The sequence below is a fragment of the Pseudoalteromonas sp. QJM3NY_12 genome, assembly GCF_056173165.1.
Window position 1 is genome coordinate 160,421 of record NZ_JBWBUF010000002.1, and the last position, 16,956, is coordinate 177,376.

Here is a 16,956-nt window from a genome sequence, read left to right on the forward strand (position 1 = left end):
AACCTTAATTAATGCGTTGAGTATTTACTATACTATTTTCTGAACCAAAATTATTGGCCTGATAGCCATCAGCCTGATGGTCGTTGTCCCACTGCTTACCATTAATCAAGTAACGGAAGTGAAACTCTTTATCAACAGGCAAACGCTGTTTACATTTAAACACACCCAATTTTTTATTTAATTTCATTGGCACTGGCTGCCAATCATTAAACTCCCCAAGCAAACAGACATCTTCAGCATCAGGATGAGAAAATTCAAACGTAACTTCTGCTTCGTTTTTTGTCTTAAAAAAGCGTTTATTCAACATAATAGGCTCCAACTAAACCATAAGGGTTATTAATCTTTGCCACAGGCCAAACAGCTTAAATAGGCGATGTGGAATCCATTCATTCACATAAAAACAAGCTTAAAGTTAAACAAAACTTTATTTACGCATTATTACAGTGCGTTATTTATTTTATCGCACTAGGTTGGTGCAGTTTTTAACCATTTAAACAGGTTTTTAGGTAAGCTCCTTTACCGAGCAATTTTTAAACCAACTACACTCAATTAAATAACTTTTAAAACAATACACTCATAATCATTTTTATTACCGCATTATGGTTAAAAACCTTTAGCTTAGCGGCATCATCAGCGATAATAATTATCCACCTAGCCAATGCGATGAATATTTAAAGACTATGATTAAAAAAAGCATTTTTATTACCTCTGTTATTGTTTTTCTAACCATCATCGCTGTTGTGAGTAGTTCAATTTATACACTATATAGTAAAAAGCTTGTCTCTGTAGATCCAAAGTTAAAAGAAATTTCAGGTATAGAATTTGATAAATATAAACGTCTATGGGCTATTAATGACAGCGGTGACGAACCTAAGCTTTATAGACTCAATGATGATGGTTCTATCGCTAAAGAAATTTTAGTCAGCAACGCAAAAAATATTGACTGGGAGGACATGACGCAAAATAAATTTGGTCATTTTTTCTTAGGGGACTTTGGCAATAATAAAAATGAACGTAAATGGCTAACCATTTATAAAATAGAAAACCCCATTGATATCAAAACAAATACCACCGAAGCCGAGATAATTAAGTTTACCTACCCGGAATTAGACGGCAGCCCAATAAAGCCAGAGCAACGTAACTACGACTTAGAGGCTTTTGTGGCTTTTGGTCGGCATTTATATTTATTTACTAAAAATCGCACAGAGCCCTTTGATGGTATTACCAATGTTTACAAGGTAGGCGACCATGCAGCAAATTTTGACGCCCAGCTAATAGACTCATTTAGAACCTGCACCACTATGGAAAAGTTATGCTGGATCACCTCAGCGGCGCTCAGTCCAAATAGAAAAAAACTTGCATTACTAGATTCAACCAGTATTTGGCTGTTTGAAGATTTCAAAGGGGATAAGTTTTTCTCTGGCGATGTGTCTAAAATTGATCTCGGCATAGTGACCCAAAAAGAAGCGATCACGTTTTATGATAACAATACAATTGCCTTTACCGATGAGGAATTTAAAGGCATTGGCGGTAATGTTTATTTTTTAAAGCTTGACCAAGTTACTAAAGTTAAAGTCAAACGAAGTCATACTCAAGCTAAGTAAGTTAAAATAAATCTATTTCTGAATCATTTTCTTGTACTTTGATTAGCTGTTCAGCAATTAAATCTTCGTAGATACAAAATTTATCTCGGCCATTATTTTTAGCGTAATATAGTGCTTTATCAGCGTTCTCTATTACAGTGATTGGAAAATCATAAGGGCTAATACGTGCTAAACCAGCACTGACCGTCATATTTCCAATAAAAGGAAACGATGTATTTCTGACGAGCTGTAAAAATTCTGCCATTTTATTACTTATAGAGTCTGCCTCGGTAGGCTCAAAAACAATCACAAATTCTTCTCCACCAAAGCGAAAAATCAAATCGGTTGAACGAAAAAAATGACGCATATTTTGCGCTAATATCAGTAGCACTTCATCGCCACAGATATGACCATACTTGTCGTTTATATTTTTAAAGTGATCAATGTCTAAAATAGCCAACCAAGATGTAGATGCGTATTTTTGCAGCCTTTTACCCTCACCCCGGGATAAACTGTGTACTTTCAATACTTGTTTTTCAATCAGTTGCTTTATTTTTTTCTCAAAGGTTTGTCTATTTAATAGACCTGTTAATTTATCTCTTTCATTTTCATGAAGAATGACTAAATAGTTTTCAAAAATACGACAAAAAGCATTCAACATCACTTGAGATGGACTATCTAGGCTGTTTGAAACCACTGAAATTGCGGCAACTGTTTTTTCTTGGCGGGTAATAGGTAACCAACGGCGCTCAATGCCATCTGTTGATTGCACCGTGATAATGCAAGCAGAACGTAAGCAAGATAGAAGTTCATCCTCAGGGTGTGTAACAATTTGTCGTTGTTGCCACTCAAATTGTTTTTCACCAGTAATTTTTAAACAAAGACTTTGCTCAATAGTAAGCTGGCCCTGAACTTCTACATCTTTGTAAACTGAGACTTCTTTACAGCCAATAAACTCTTGGATGGTCGATATCAAACTGTATTCAAGAGAATCTACATCTCTATTTTTAGTTATTTTGATGACTGAATTGAGTAAATTTTCTTGCATTGTACTCCCTAAAGCAAACTGGGCGTTAACAACTAATAAAATTCAGCATAGACCACGCCGTGGAATATGCTAGGTTTTATTAATGCCTGCCAGCTCAGGGAGATTTTTATTACTAATCTTAAATAAAGGAAACCTAACTATTAGTCATGCAATTTATAAATTTTTCAGATACCAGCGTTATAGCCACTTTATCAGTGTACATAACCTCACTATTTTTTGTAATAAAGTCAGCACACTGCGCTTGTGATTGTTTGAATTTTTGCTTGCATGAGTTTACTGACTCTCCAATGACTTCTTGATAAATACTTTCATCACATAAGCTATTGGCAAACTGACTCGCACCAGTAATAATCTCATCAATATTGATGGGAGAGGATTCTAGTTTGAAAAATATATCGCTGTAAGTTTCAACCGTTATATTATCGCTTGAGTCAAATAAAGTGGCCTTCGCACTTAAATATGAGCCACCTATTATTAATAAGGCTGCAGCAACTAGTGTTGTGTATTTCATAACATTTCCTTGTAATGTGTTTGAGCAGTTTTTCCAAAACACCCTGTTTTACATAGTATAACCAACTAAGGTTTATATATGTAATAAGTATATTTATCAGGTTTATTCAATACTTGGGGATTGTGGCAAACGAAGAGGCGAAGAGCCTATTGATTTGGTAAAAACAATCCTTGTTCCTAATAATGAGAAGATTACAATTAAGTAGGCTTAAATGCAAATAATTAATACTCACTGAATGGTGATAAACAATCAAATTAACGCTTAAATTTAGTTTCTAAAATAACCGATGAACGAGTACGCTCTACGCCATCGAGATTACCTATATCGTCAAGTAAATGGCTCAACTGCTCAAGGTTTTGAGCCTCAACAATGGCAATTAAATCAAACTCACCACTAATTGCATACAACTGAGATATAGCATCTATTTGCTTTAACTCTACGTTGGTTTTTGTCGTTAGCTTCTGCATAACCTTTATAGAGACGTGCGCAGAAACCAAGCTATTTAAAAAATCATCACCAAAGTCAACGCTATACCCTTTAATTACCCCACTTTGCTCCAACTTGAGCATACGGCTTTGCACTGTTGAGCGTGATAAATTTAAATGCCGAGCTAGATCAGAAATACTCGCTCGAGCGTTCATTTTTAATACTGATAGTAACTTTTCATCTTGGGGAGTTATCATAATGCTAATAAGTTTCGTTGATTTGACCATTATTCTAATCATTTTTCACAAAATAGCACTGCAAATTTAATTCATAACCTTTGATAATGACACTTTTAACAAGTAAAACGCATTGTATTGCTGAATAAGCCTGAGCTTAGCGTTATTTTTCAGCAACGTATTTTTTTATGTGATTAATTTAGGTGTAAAAATGCAAGTAACCAGAGATTTATTTAACGACGTAATGGTCCCTAACTACAACCCATCTGCAGTTATTCCGGTTCGTGGTGAAGGCTCACGCGTGTGGGATCAAAATAATAACGAATTTATCGATTTTGCCGGTGGTATTGCGGTTAATTGTTTAGGTCATTGCCACCCTGCATTAGTAGGCGCACTTAAAGAGCAAGGCGAGAAAATTTGGCACTTAGCAAATGTAATGACCAATGAGCCAGCACTTCGCTTAGCTAAAAAAATGGTTGATGCGACCTTTGCTGAAAAAGTTTACTTTGCAAACTCAGGAGCTGAAGCAAACGAAGCGGCTTTAAAATTAGCGCGTCGCTTTGCACTGGATAAATTTGGTGCTGAAAAATCTAAAATTATCGCTTTTAATAAAGGCTTTCATGGCCGTACTTTTTTCACTGTAACAGTGGGAGGCCAAGCCGCTTACTCTGATGGTTTTGGTCCAAAACCTGCTGATATTGTTCATTGTGATTACAATGATATTGCCGCTTTTGAAGCCTTAATCGGTGATGATACTTGTGCGGTAATGATGGAGCCATTACAAGGTGAAGGCGGTATTGTGCCACCAACCAATGAATTTGCACAAAAAGTACGTGAACTGTGTACTAAGCATAACGCACTGCTAATTTTTGATGAAGTGCAAACGGGTGTTGGCCGTACAGGTCACTTATACGCATACGAAGGCCTAGATGTTATTCCTGACATTTTAACCACGGCTAAAGCATTAGGTGGCGGTTTCCCAATTGGCGCGATGATCACCACTACTGACATTGCAGCTCACCTAAAAATAGGCACTCATGGTTCTACCTACGGTGGTAACCCATTGGCATGTGCTGTTGCAGAAGCTGCATTTGACACAGTAAATACCCCTGCGGTTTTAAATGGCGTAAAAGAACGTGAGCAAATGTTCCGTGATGGTCTAAATACTATTAACGAAAAATACCATGTATTTAGTGAAGTACGCGGTAAAGGCTTACTGATTGGTGCGGTATTAAATGAGAAGTTTGAAGGCCGTGCTCGCGACTTTTTAGTCGCAAGTGCTAACAACGGTTTAATGAATTTAGTCGCCGGAATGAACGTTATCCGCTTTACGCCTTCATTAGTGATCCCATTTGAAGATATTAAAGAAGGCTTAGCTCGCTTTGAAAAAGCAGTGAGCGAAGTTGTAAACGGTTAATCACTAAGTAAAACATATTAAGCCCTGAGATAAATGTTTACCTCAGGGCTTTATCGGAGCAAGTAATTAATGCAAGTATTACGTCCTATTACTGTCAATGATTTTGCAGCACTTAAAGAGATTGCCATTGAATCAGGCCATGGTTTTACCTCTTTACCTGTCGATGATGGGCAACTACAAGAAAAAATAGACCGTGCACAAAACAGCTTTACTAAAAACGTTGATAAGCCTATCGACGAAAGCTATTTATTTGTTTTAGAAGACAGTGACACTGGCAAAGTAATTGGTACTACCGCCATTGAAGCAGCCGTCGGCTTGTCTGTACCTTTGTACCATTACCATTTAGGTAAAACCGTCCATCATTCACCCACTTTAGGCGTTTACAATACCGTTGATATTTTAAGTATGTGTAATGACTACACTGGTTGCTCAGAAATATGTACTTTATTTTTACGTGAAGACAGCAGAAAAGGCTTAACAGGTCGATTTTTATCACGTTCACGCTTTTTATTTATGGCACAGCATAGTGAACGCTTTGCCGACACTGTAATTGCTGAAATGCGTGGCGTGAGTGATGACCAGGGGCACTCTCCATTTTGGCAATGGTTACAAGAACACTTTTTTAGTATTGAATTTCCACAAGCCGACCACTTAGTAGGCTTAGGCGATAAAGTATTTATTAGCGAGCTTATGCCCAAATACCCTATCTATGTAAACTTACTAAGTAAAAATGCACAAGCGGTGATTGGCCATGTCCATGATAAAACCAAGCCTGCACTTAAGTTACTTGAAAAAGAAGGGTTTGAACATCGTGGCTACGTTGATTTATTTGACGCAGGCCCCACGGTAGAGGCAAAGCTCGGTAATATTCGCAGTATTCGTGATTCACAGGTTTGCCCTATTACCATTGGTGAACTTGAACATATTAATGAGCAAAGCTCAGATACCCTTGCTATTTGTAATCAAGGAGTTAGCGACTTTAGAGCCACGTTCACTAAACACGCTCATTATAATCAAGCAAAGCACACCTTAGTTATCAGCCAAGAAGTAGCTGATGCACTTCATTTAAATCAAGGAGATGCAGCGCGATTTTTCCGCCTGTAACACTATTTATGAACACACAACTAATTAATAACCAATGGCACGCAGGCCAAGGCCCTGCTTTTAATTCTGTTAACCCAAGTAATGGCGAAATTGTTTGGCAAGGTAATGGCGCCAGCCCCGAACAAGTTAGCAGTGCCATAGAAGCGGCAAGAGCTGCGCAAATTCAATGGGCCGATATGCCAATTGAACAACGTATTACCATTTTAGAAAACTTCGTTGCCCAATTAAAAGAACACAGCGAAGAATTTGCTAGCATTATTGCTCGTGAAACAGGTAAACCATTATGGGAAACACGCACAGAAGTCGGTGCGATGACAGGCAAGGTTGCTATTTCTATCCGTGCTTACAATGAACGTACTGGCACAACCGAAAACCCAATGCCTGGCGCAAAAGCCTTTATTCGCCATAAACCACATGGTGTAGTGGCTATTTTTGGCCCGTATAATTTCCCTGGGCATTTACCAAACGGTCATATAGTCCCTGCTATATTAGCGGGTAATACCGTGGTGTTTAAACCATCTGAATTAACTCCTCATGTAGCGCAGTTTACTTTAGAGCTGTGGCTAAAAGCAGGCTTACCTGCTGGGGTTATAAACCTTGTTCAAGGTGAACTAGAAACAGGTAAAGCACTTGCCTCACATCAAGATATCGATGGCTTATTTTTTACTGGTAGCTCAAACACAGGCCATTTATTACATAAACAATTTGCAGGCCATCCAGGTAAAATCTTAGCGCTTGAAATGGGCGGTAACAATCCGCTGGTGGTTAAAGATGTTGCTGATGTGAGCGCCGCCGTTCACGATATTATTCAATCGGGCTTTATTACTTCGGGTCAGCGTTGTACTTGTTCACGTCGATTATTTATTGAAAAATCAGCCAATGGCGATGCGATTTTAGAAAAGCTGATCAGCGCAACCAAAAATATTCTTGTAGATGATAGCTTTGCAGCCGAACAACCATTTATGGGTGCCATGATCAGTGAAAAAGCCGCCTTAGGCATGGTTGCAGCGCAAGCTGACCTAGTTAAACAAGGTGCTGAGGTACTCGTTGAGCTTAAACAATTAAAACCAGGCACTGGGTTTGTCAGCCCTGGTATTATTGATGTCACTAATATCGATGAAATCGCTGATGAAGAACACTTTGGCCCGCTAATTAAAGTATACCGCTACACTGACTTTGATAGCGCTATAGCAGAGGCGAATAACACCAGCTTTGGTTTATCTGCAGGTTTACTTGCAGACAGCGAAGATGATTACAGCCACTTTTTAAAACGTATTCGTGCCGGTATTGTTAACTGGAACCGCCCTATTACTGGCGCATCAAGCGCAGCGCCATTTGGTGGCATAGGTGCCAGTGGTAACCACAGAGCTAGTGCATACTATGCTGCTGATTACTGCGCATACCCAGTGGCCTCAGTAGAGTCAGAAAAAGTTAATTTACCGCAAACCCTCGCGCCGGGCTTAATAATTGAATAACAATTTTAGAAAATTTAAGGATTTACCATGCATACTGATGTAAACACATTATTTGATAACTTATGGCAAAACTACCTAACCGTAACGCCATCAGCTGATAAAATTCATGACTTATTAGGCTCAACGCAAAAAGACGACATTATTAACGATCATATTGCTTTGCGTACTTTTAACATAGAAAAAGTAGGCCTTGAAAAACTAGCTGCGCACTTTTTAGCTATTGGTTATAAAGAATGTGGTGAGTACCACTTTGAAGCAAAAAAGCTCTACGCCAAGCATTATGAGCATAGCGATCCGACACAGCCTAAAGTGTTTATTTCTGAATTATTAGTTGAAAAATGTTCGCCTGAACTACAAGCTATCGTTACGGATATGGTGGCACAAATTGACGAAAGCGCTGTGACTGCCGATAACTTTTTATATTCAGGCACACATTGGCAAGTAAGCACCGATACATACAAAAAGTTATTAGCTGAGAGCGAATATGCAGCGTGGATGTCTGCGTGGGGTTACCGTGCAAATCATTTTACTGTGAACATTAATACCTTAGCTAAATTTGATAACATCCATGATGTAAACCAAGCTCTTAAAGATGCAGGTTTTGCACTTAATACCTCAGGAGGCGAAGTAAAAGGCTCACCAGAGGTGCTACTAGAGCAATCATCAACATTAGCTGATGAATACGCTGTGACCTTTTGCGATGGCGATATGCGCATTCCTAGCTGTTTTTACGAGTTTGCTATTCGTTATCCAAAACCAGATGGTGAAATTTACACTGGATTTGTTGCAGCCTCTGCAGATAAAATTTTCGAGAGCACCAACGCACGTTAACTGTGTTGTGCTAAATTAAAAAAAGCCCATTTTTGGGCTTTTTTTGTTTCTGAGAAAAAGCTCACTTATAAATCATAAAAACAACGGCTTGTAGTCGTTTTCTAATTGTTCAAATGACAAATTACCAATAAAACGACCAAAGCTCAGCCACGTAGCAAGTCCTCTTAAATCTTTAAAATGAGGCGGCACAAATTGCGGGTTTTCAATCACACCTAAATCATGTAGTTGCGATATTAACCTAAAGTCATCAATTGATATTTTACCCACCAGCAATAGCGGTAATTGGTCAATTCTGCCAAGCTGTATCGCCACCCGAATTAAGTTATAAACCAATACAAAGCCTTTTATATAAGCAATGTCTTTAGTAAACGGTAAGCCGGTTGCGGTGCTACCTCTAAATACACGCTGTGCAAGGGTGTAGCTGTCGTCTTTTGATAACCCTTGTGCTACATAATCTCGGTATATATCTACAAACTCAGCACCATCAATCACTTTGGTGACCGCTTGAATACGGTTTACTAATTTTGATAAGCGACGTGGTGTTGATTTAAGAGTAATTATTTCGGTCAGTACTGCAAGCCCTTCTTGGGTAACGGTAGAGCTTGGCGTGCCTTTACTCAAACAAGTTAAATAAGGTTGCGCTAATCCATTTTGAGTGGTGCCTACATGGATCCAGCCCTCGTGTACCTCTAAAATATCTAATTCGCGCTGAGAAAACTTAACATCTTGATTAAGCTTTATATTGTTAGCTCCTGCTGCGGCATCACTGACAATTCCATCACTAAGCATTACTTCCACATTAATGCCTTGCATACTGGCATTAACTTGTTCAGATAAAATCCGCACCGCATCACTGGCATCAATATTTTTAGGATCTTCAGGCAAAATATTCGCATCAAGCAAACTTTTTAATGGCTGCTCAAGCATATTAGCAAGCTCAGATAACGAAGGTTCACCGGCATGAAAAAGATCTTTTGGATGACCAAAAAGCTCTACCGACAAGTCATGAAATTCGGCAGTGCCTCGATGCTCCAGCATATTAAGCACTGTTTTATATTCACCACACATTTTACCCATATATTGGGTTATTGGGTTTAATTGTCCCAACTGATTAATAATATTACGATGCAGTGTTGAAAATGCTTGGCGCAACTCACTAGGCACAAGTCCTAAATCGCGCTGTTGGTAATAGGCACGATCTATCAGAGGATTTTTTTGACATTTTTGCCTAAAAAACTCTTCTTTAGTCTGTTTATCCCAATTAATTGCATCGAGTATTCTAATGGGGGTTTGCAGTGCAATAAGTTGGTCGGATAATTCACGAGTTTTTAAAAGTAACGCTTTGTCTATCATGGTAAAAGCTCAGCATAAAGTGAACTTTGAGCATAATTTATAAATTGAAAATAACAAAGCAATATCGCACATTCTTGACTATTGTTTTTATGATGATCGACCCGCATATCTACCCCGTATGAGAGAATAAATAAAAGGTATAAACAATGAAAAATGAAATCGACAACAAACAGATTCTAGCGGTTTACGAACGTATCCAGCAACGTGGTAAAACCACAGAAGAAGGTAAGCTTTATCAGGGGGTCACTGCATTTTCTGATATTGACGGCTATACCGTTTACTTACAAGGCAGTGGGGTATTATTACGTTTTGGATTTCATAATACCTATCACTTAGATTATGAACATGACAAACACAAAGACGACTTTTTGAAGAAACTTTACAACATAGCTAACGAAGAGTAATGCGACCAACAAATAGACGAAATAGGCCAACTGGTTCACGCAATTTACAGTTTATTCACCAAGTTATTGCGCAATTAAAAGCTGAACCTGAAAAGCTGCAACTGATAAAAAATAACCTTGCTTATTACCGCGAACAAACACACTTAAAGCGCGGTTTTTTGCTCGCGATTGAACGTTTTGATTGGGTGTTTGAAGCTACTGATAACATCGACGAAATTTGTGAACAGATCATGGCCGATGATTATATTGGCAATCGCTTGAGACGTTATCCCCTTCTATTTAAAGGTGTTGTTGAAACCTAAACAGCACCTTGCTTTACCCCTTCTTAGGTTAACATTCGGTTAATTTACCTCCCATCTCCCTTTATATAATCGGTATTTCATCGGAAAAACAGATATATTCGTTTTACCTTCACATAACTACCCTGCTGGTAAAAAATACAATTAGTACTCTAATAGTTAACGCACTAACAAATAAATCACTAAAAGTTTCTCTTACCTCGTAAATAATTAATTACACTATATAAGCAAACACAAAAAACAAATATAACCCACTGTTATTTATTGATTTTATATAAATCATTATGTTGTTAATTTTGCATCATTTAATACTCATTTTGTTAATCATTTATCCATACTTTACTCTCTTGCTATTTACACAAGCCTTGAATTGTTAGAGCTATTACCTTAAGCTTAATCTTTATTGAACGTTCAATTAATAAAAATTATGCCCAAAGTTGGAATGGAACCTGTAAGGCGTCAGCAGCTAATTGACGCGACTATAGAATCAGTTGCTCAAAAAGGGCTTCAAGCGACTACAATTAATAGCATTAGTAAAAATGCTGGAATGTCATCAGGCATAATTAGTCATTACTTTGGTGGGAAACAGGGGCTAATTGAAGCAACTGTGCGTTATTTACTCTCGAACTTGAAAGACGACTTAATTAATAAAGTTGATGAAAACACCACTGCAACTCAAAGGTTAATGTTTATTGTTGAATCAAACTTTGCGCTAGTACAACAACGAAAAGATACCACTCGGACGTGGCTAAGTTTTTGGGCGCAATCAATGCACGATAAGGAACTTCATCGTTTACAAAAAGTAAACAGCAAACGCTTGCAGAGCAATTTAACCGTTTCATTTAAGCAATTAATGCCTTTGGCGCAAGCGACACTCGCGGCCGAATTAACCGCAGCAATGATTGATGGCTTATGGCTTCGTGCCGTATTAAGCCAATCAGACGAAAATCAGTTTAAACACAGTGAATCACTGGCTAAAAACTACGTGCATTCACTTATCAAGCAATATGGAGCCTAACGTGACTACACCTATTTATCAAAACTTTATCAACGGCCAATTCCTTGCGAATAAAAGCGGCGAAACATTTGATGTAGTAAACCCTGCAACCGGCCAGGTGATTTATGCCGTTGAAGTCGCTGATGAGTATGTTCAAAACGCAGCGATAGAAAGTGCAAAACAAGGCTTTAAAGTTTGGTCAGCGATGACCCCTATTGAGCGCAGCCGTATTTTATTAAACGCCGTTGCTATTTTACGCGAGCGCAATGATGATCTTGCACTGGTTGAAGTGCTCGATACTGGTAAACCAATGCAAGAAGCTAACTGCGTAGATATTGAAACAGGCGCAGATGTTATTGAATATTTTGCAGGCCTTGCCCCTGCACAAGTTGGTCAACAGCAAATGGTTGGCGATGATTTTTATTATACTCGCAAAGAACCTCTAGGTATTTGTGCAGGTATTGGTGCATGGAACTACCCATTACAAATTGCATGTTGGAAGTCAGGTCCTGCTCTTGCAGCGGGTAATGCATTTATTTTTAAGCCATCTGAAGAAACACCACTTGGCGCAATTAAATTAGCCGAAGTGTTTATTGAAGCAGGTGTTCCTGCTGGCGTATTTAATGTAGTGCAAGGCGCGGGCGAAGTAGGTCAATGGCTTACTGCACATCAAGATATTGATAAAGTATCGTTTACTGGTGAAGTAGGTACCGGTAAAAAAGTTGTAGCCAGTGCTGCAGGCACATTAAAAGATGTGACTATGGAGCTCGGTGGTAAATCGCCATTACTAGTATTTGATGATGCCAATATAGAGCAAGCAGTAAGTGCCGCTATGCTAGGTAACTTTTATACCCAAGGTGAAATTTGCACTAACTGTACCCGTATTTACGTACACAAAAATGTTTACCAACAATTTATTGATGAACTTAAAACACGCACTGAAAACAATATTATTGCCGGCGACCCACAAGATCTAAACACTAACTTTGGCGCGCTTATTTCTAAAAAGCATCAAGATTTAGTAATGAGCTACATTAATAAAGGCCTTGAAGAAGGCGCAACACTATTAACAGGTGGTTCAACGCTTTCTCCAGAAGCAGCGCCAAATGGCTATTTTGTAGCGCCGACTGTGTTTGTTGATTGCAATGATGAAATGACTATCGTTAAAGAAGAGATTTTTGGCCCTGTAATGAGCGTTTTAGTCTTTGATGATGAAGATGATGTAATTGCACGTGCTAACGGCACTCACTTAGGTTTAGCTGCAGGCGTTTTCACCAGCGACATTAAACGCGCTCATCGCGTAATTCATCAACTGCAAGCCGGTATTTGTTGGATTAATGCTTACGGTAACTCACCAGCAGAGATGCCAGTGGGTGGTTATAAGCAATCGGGTATTGGTCGTGAAAATGGCATAGAGACTCTAGATCATTACACACAAACTAAATCTATTTATGTTGGCATGGCCGACATAGAAAGCCCGTTTTAAGGAATTATCATGAACCACTCTTTTGATTATATTATTGTAGGTGCGGGCTCAGCAGGCTGTGTGTTAGCAAATCGCTTGTCTGAAGATTCAAGTAACAAGGTATTGTTACTTGAAACCGGCGGCAGCGATAAAAGCATCTTTATAAAAATGCCAACGGCACTCTCTATTCCAATGAATACAGATAAGTTTGCGTGGCAATTTCATACGCAACCAGAGCCACATCTAGATAACCGTGAAATGCATTGCCCACGCGGTAAAGTTCTTGGCGGCTCATCATCGATTAATGGCATGGTGTATGTGCGTGGCCACGCTAAAGATTTTGATGAATGGCAACAGCACGGTGCTAACGGCTGGGATTACCAAGCGTGTTTACCGTATTTTAAAAAAGCAGAAAGCTTTTACCTAGGTGAAAATAGCCATCGTGGTGGCAAAGGTCCGCTAGGTGTTAATAACGGCAATAACATGGAGAACCCGTTATACACTGCATTTATTGAAGCGGGTGCAGAGGCCGGTTATTCAACAACAAATGACTACAATAGTGCTCAGCAAGAAGGTTTTGGCCCTATGCACATGACCGTTAAAAACGGTGTGCGTAGCTCAGCCTCTCGAGAATATTTAGATCCTATTAAGCATCGTAGCAACTTAACAATCGTTACAGGTGCTCTTGCCCAGCGCGTTATTTTAGATGGTAAAAAAGCAACCGGCGTTGAATACAAGCTTAATGGCGCGGTTAAAACTGCAAAAGCAAATAAAGAAGTTATCTTAAGCGCAGGCTCTATTGGTTCACCACACCTACTACAGCTTTCAGGTATTGGTGATACTCAAGCACTTGAGAAAGCAGGCGTTGAAGTAAAACATCACTTACCAGGTGTAGGCCAAAACCTGCAAGATCATTTAGAGTTTTACTTTCAATATAAGTGTAAACAACCAATTACCTTAAACGGTAAGTTAGGCTTGTTTTCTAAAGGTTTAATTGGCGCAAAATGGCTACTAACTCGCAAAGGCTTAGGCTCAACTAATCATTTTGAATCATGTGCCTTTATTCGCTCAAAGCCAGGTGTTGAATGGCCTGACATACAGTATCACTTTTTACCGGCCGCTATGCGTTACGATGGTCGTAGTGCTTTTGCAGGGCATGGTTTTCAAGTGCATGTAGGCCATAACAAGCCTAAGAGCCGAGGCAGTGTCACTATTGCATCAGCTGATCCAACACAGCCACCTAAAATTGTATTTAATTACCTAGAGCATCAAGACGATATTGAAGGCTTTAGAGCGTGCGTACGTTTAACACGCGAAATCATTGAACAACCAGCATTTAACCAATTTCGTGGTGAAGAAATTCAACCAGGGCAACAAGTTCAAACTGATGAGCAAATTGATGCCTTTGTTCGCCAAGCCGTAGAAAGTGCTTATCACCCTTCTTGCTCTTGTAAAATGGGTGAAGATGATATGGCCGTGGTTAACTCAAACACTCAAGTGCATGGCATACAAAGCTTACGTGTGGTTGATTCGTCAATTTTTCCGACCATACCGAACGGTAATTTAAATGCCCCTACGATTATGGTGGCCGAAAAAGCCGCGGATATTATTCTAGGAAATAAGCCCTTAGCTCATACAGGAGTTGATGTTGTGAATGCCACTGATTGGCAAACTACACAACGAAATAAAAACCTTTAATTTAGCCTGTCATAAAGGCCTCTCTCGTAAGCAAAATGCTTAAAGAGTGCCTTTATGTACCTTGCAGTGGCTCACAAGCATAAATAGGTTATGCCGGTGTTAATGCAAGCACAATAAAAAACGGAGTATATATGTGTTACTTTTATTCATTCTGGGAGGGCGATAATGACTATTTGGCTTAATGCTGGCATTATTTTTACCTTACTTGCCATTGTTACTATTTTAATAAAATGGGGCAATGTACGCGTAGTAGGCGTCACACCAGTGAGAACATTCACCTTTATAGCAATCCTATTTACCTCAGGCCTAGATGTTGGCCTTATTATGTTTCCTTTAACCGAATTTGCCGGTTATGCAGACATAAAAGCAAGCCCAGAATATGCATTTGCCAACCCGCTCTCTATTGAGTTTGGTTATTGGGGATTTTTAATTTGGGGATTTTATTTTCTTACGTGCTTTTATTTCTGTGTAATAGAGCCCAAAGTGAAGTTTTTTGAAATTCCATGGGTTAAATTTTTAAACAACGTGGTCATTATTGGTACTTGTGCGTTTACCGCATACTTACTGCTAAGCAATCTACCGTGGTATATACCAGAACTTGGTGATGGTTCAAGTGTTATTCCAGCATTTTACTTAATTGTACTTGCCGCTATTTGTTTTGCGGTGTATTCAAGTACCGATATTAAATACGTACGCTTTTTAAGTATTGCCACTACTTGGTTGTTTATCGCATTAATTGGTTTTATGTGGGCTGATGCCTTCTTATTTGGCGATAGCGAACTCTCTGCATTTACTCAAAATATAGGTTTAATTGGCAATTACTTCGCCAACATCAATGAATTTGTATTACCACTGAATGATTACCATGAGTTTTATCTATTTTGGTGGTTTGCGTGGAGCATCATGATTGGTCAGTTTACATCGCGTTTTGTTGGTGGTTTAAAAACATACCAAGTATTGGGCGCTATGTTGATTTTCCCGTCAATACCAATCGCTATCTGGTTTAGTGTGTTATATCACTACCACGAGGCGGGTATTCCAACTGCAGGCATCAAAAACTTTGCCATGGTGTTTGTAGGTATCGTGTTTGTTATAAACTCGCTTGATTCACTGATCCGTTTATACACAGATAATTTAAACTTAACTGTAAAACGCTTAGGCAAGTTTAAATATATTGCTATGAACGTTATCGCTTTATCATTATTGACACTGTTATTTAAACTTGAGTTTTTGCAAATTCAATGGGTTGGTGCTTTAGTTATTGGCTTATTCTTTATCTGCTTAGGTTTTATTGCCTACAGCAAATTTAAAACAGTCAGCAATATCGAAGGATCACCTAAAGCGAATAAAATTGATTACACAAAAATAGAAACTATCAGCTAGGAAATCACATGAACAATAAATTAAAACAACTTTTTATCGCTTTACCATTAACGGTTTTATCAACAACAGCAGCAGCTAATTGGTCAACAACGATTACCGCCGCCTCTGATTACACCTTTAATGGTGTTACTCAAACAGATAACGACCCTGCGCTACAAGCAAGTCTCGACTATGCGTACGATAACGGTGTGTATGCAGGTGTATGGGCATCAAACGTAGATTTTGGTGATGACACAGACTTCGAACTAGATGCTTATGTAGGCCGATACATTCAGTTAAACGAACAAGTAAGCCTTGATTACGGTATTGCTTATTACACTTACCAAGGTAATAACAGCGATGGTAACTACGCAGAAGCGTATACTAAATTTGGTTATGCCAGTGACTACGGTCAAACAGAGCTTAACTTTTGGTACAGCTGGGATTACTTTGGCTACGATACAGGCCATGTGATTTCGATGATTGCGCACACTTTCGAGATTGCTCCAAATCATGCAATTCGTGCTAGCTTTGATATCTCAAACTCACTCGATGGCAATAAATTTCAGTGGGATGAAGCTAAGGGCGATAAATCGTATCATCATTACCGCTTAGCGTACCAAACAAGCTATGAAGGGTTTGGTATTGAAGTAGCAGCTGAGAATACCAGCTTAGACTACGATTACGCAGATGAGCGAATTGTACTTGCTATCTCACGTACTTTTGACTTGTAATAGTTAGCTTTTG

The 16,956-nt window shown here is 38.9% G+C and carries 17 protein-coding genes; 12 read left to right on the forward strand and 5 right to left on the reverse strand.

The features are described 5' to 3' along the window. Positions 1-4 precede the first annotated feature (4 nt). Positions 5-307, reverse strand: coding sequence for an isoamylase early set domain-containing protein (locus tag AC0VZ5_RS16575; protein ID WP_178957171.1), 303 nt, complete (start codon positions 305-307; stop codon positions 5-7). Positions 308-680: 373 nt separating this feature from the next. Here AC0VZ5_RS16575 and AC0VZ5_RS16580 point away from each other — a divergent pair, with 373 nt between their 5' ends. After that, positions 681-1,604 (forward strand): hypothetical protein, encoded by a 924-nt coding sequence (locus AC0VZ5_RS16580; protein ID WP_475475002.1) that lies wholly within the window; start codon positions 681-683, stop codon positions 1,602-1,604. Between the two features lies 1 nt (position 1,605). On the opposite strand, the gene AC0VZ5_RS16585 is transcribed toward AC0VZ5_RS16580, so the two are convergent. The 3 genes from AC0VZ5_RS16585 to AC0VZ5_RS16595 all read right to left on the reverse strand — a co-directional run bounded on the left by AC0VZ5_RS16585 (position 1,606) and on the right by AC0VZ5_RS16595 (position 3,825). Beyond that, the gene (locus tag AC0VZ5_RS16585) at positions 1,606-2,631 is read right to left on the reverse strand and encodes a GGDEF domain-containing protein (protein ID WP_178957173.1); all 1,026 of its coding nucleotides are present in this window, start codon (positions 2,629-2,631) and stop codon (positions 1,606-1,608) included. A gap of 133 nt (positions 2,632-2,764) precedes the next feature. Beyond that, positions 2,765-3,142, reverse strand: a complete 378-nt coding sequence (locus tag AC0VZ5_RS16590) for a hypothetical protein (protein ID WP_178957174.1) — start codon at positions 3,140-3,142, stop codon at positions 2,765-2,767. 254 nt (positions 3,143-3,396) lie between these two features. Then, a complete protein-coding gene (locus AC0VZ5_RS16595) occupies positions 3,397-3,825 on the reverse strand; it encodes an Lrp/AsnC family transcriptional regulator (protein WP_138608036.1) in 429 nt (142 codons plus the stop codon). A gap of 190 nt (positions 3,826-4,015) precedes the next feature. On the opposite strand from AC0VZ5_RS16595, the gene AC0VZ5_RS16600 reads away from it, so the two are divergent. From AC0VZ5_RS16600 to AC0VZ5_RS16615, 4 genes are all read left to right on the forward strand, one after another. After that, complete coding sequence (locus AC0VZ5_RS16600) at positions 4,016-5,221, forward strand: aspartate aminotransferase family protein (protein ID WP_290168121.1); 1,206 nt, start codon at positions 4,016-4,018, stop codon at positions 5,219-5,221. 69 nt (positions 5,222-5,290) lie between these two features. Continuing rightward, positions 5,291-6,325 carry an arginine N-succinyltransferase gene (gene astA / locus AC0VZ5_RS16605; protein ID WP_178957176.1) on the forward strand — a complete coding sequence of 345 codons (1,035 nt, stop codon included), beginning with the start codon at positions 5,291-5,293 and terminating at the stop codon, positions 6,323-6,325. An 8-nt stretch (positions 6,326-6,333) separates the two neighbouring features. Further along, the gene (astD, locus tag AC0VZ5_RS16610; protein WP_198522652.1) at positions 6,334-7,800 is read left to right on the forward strand and encodes a succinylglutamate-semialdehyde dehydrogenase; all 1,467 of its coding nucleotides are present in this window, start codon (positions 6,334-6,336) and stop codon (positions 7,798-7,800) included. Positions 7,801-7,827: 27 nt separating this feature from the next. Then, positions 7,828-8,631, forward strand: coding sequence for a DUF1338 domain-containing protein (locus tag AC0VZ5_RS16615; protein ID WP_178957188.1), 804 nt, complete (start codon positions 7,828-7,830; stop codon positions 8,629-8,631). A gap of 72 nt (positions 8,632-8,703) precedes the next feature. On the opposite strand, the gene AC0VZ5_RS16620 is transcribed toward AC0VZ5_RS16615, so the two are convergent. Continuing rightward, a complete protein-coding gene (locus tag AC0VZ5_RS16620; protein WP_475475003.1) occupies positions 8,704-9,984 on the reverse strand; it encodes a flavohemoglobin expression-modulating QEGLA motif protein in 1,281 nt (426 codons plus the stop codon). 146 nt (positions 9,985-10,130) lie between these two features. Between AC0VZ5_RS16620 and AC0VZ5_RS16625 the strand changes: the two genes are divergently transcribed. The 7 genes from AC0VZ5_RS16625 (at position 10,131) to AC0VZ5_RS16655 (ending at position 16,943) form a co-directional block, all read left to right on the forward strand. After that, on the forward strand, positions 10,131-10,388 hold the full coding sequence (locus AC0VZ5_RS16625; protein WP_138607905.1) for a DUF3081 domain-containing protein: 258 nt from the start codon (positions 10,131-10,133) through the stop codon (positions 10,386-10,388). Next, positions 10,388-10,690, forward strand: a complete 303-nt coding sequence (locus tag AC0VZ5_RS16630; RefSeq protein WP_138607903.1) for a hypothetical protein — start codon at positions 10,388-10,390, stop codon at positions 10,688-10,690. The genes AC0VZ5_RS16625 and AC0VZ5_RS16630 overlap by 1 nt, the downstream gene beginning before the upstream one ends. Before the next feature lie 439 nt (positions 10,691-11,129). Further along, positions 11,130-11,705 carry a transcriptional regulator BetI gene (gene betI / locus AC0VZ5_RS16635; protein ID WP_138607901.1) on the forward strand — a complete coding sequence of 192 codons (576 nt, stop codon included), beginning with the start codon at positions 11,130-11,132 and terminating at the stop codon, positions 11,703-11,705. 1 nt (position 11,706) lies between these two features. Further along, positions 11,707-13,170 (forward strand): betaine-aldehyde dehydrogenase, encoded by a 1,464-nt coding sequence (gene betB / locus AC0VZ5_RS16640; RefSeq protein WP_475475004.1) that lies wholly within the window; start codon positions 11,707-11,709, stop codon positions 13,168-13,170. A gap of 9 nt (positions 13,171-13,179) precedes the next feature. Further along, positions 13,180-14,847 carry a choline dehydrogenase gene (gene betA, locus AC0VZ5_RS16645; RefSeq protein WP_475475005.1) on the forward strand — a complete coding sequence of 556 codons (1,668 nt, stop codon included), beginning with the start codon at positions 13,180-13,182 and terminating at the stop codon, positions 14,845-14,847. Between the two features lie 165 nt (positions 14,848-15,012). Next, a complete protein-coding gene (locus AC0VZ5_RS16650; RefSeq protein ID WP_178957193.1) occupies positions 15,013-16,230 on the forward strand; it encodes a BCCT family transporter in 1,218 nt (405 codons plus the stop codon). 8 nt (positions 16,231-16,238) lie between these two features. Further along, the gene (locus AC0VZ5_RS16655) at positions 16,239-16,943 is read left to right on the forward strand and encodes a TorF family putative porin (protein ID WP_138607893.1); all 705 of its coding nucleotides are present in this window, start codon (positions 16,239-16,241) and stop codon (positions 16,941-16,943) included. Positions 16,944-16,956: the final 13 nt, after the last annotated feature.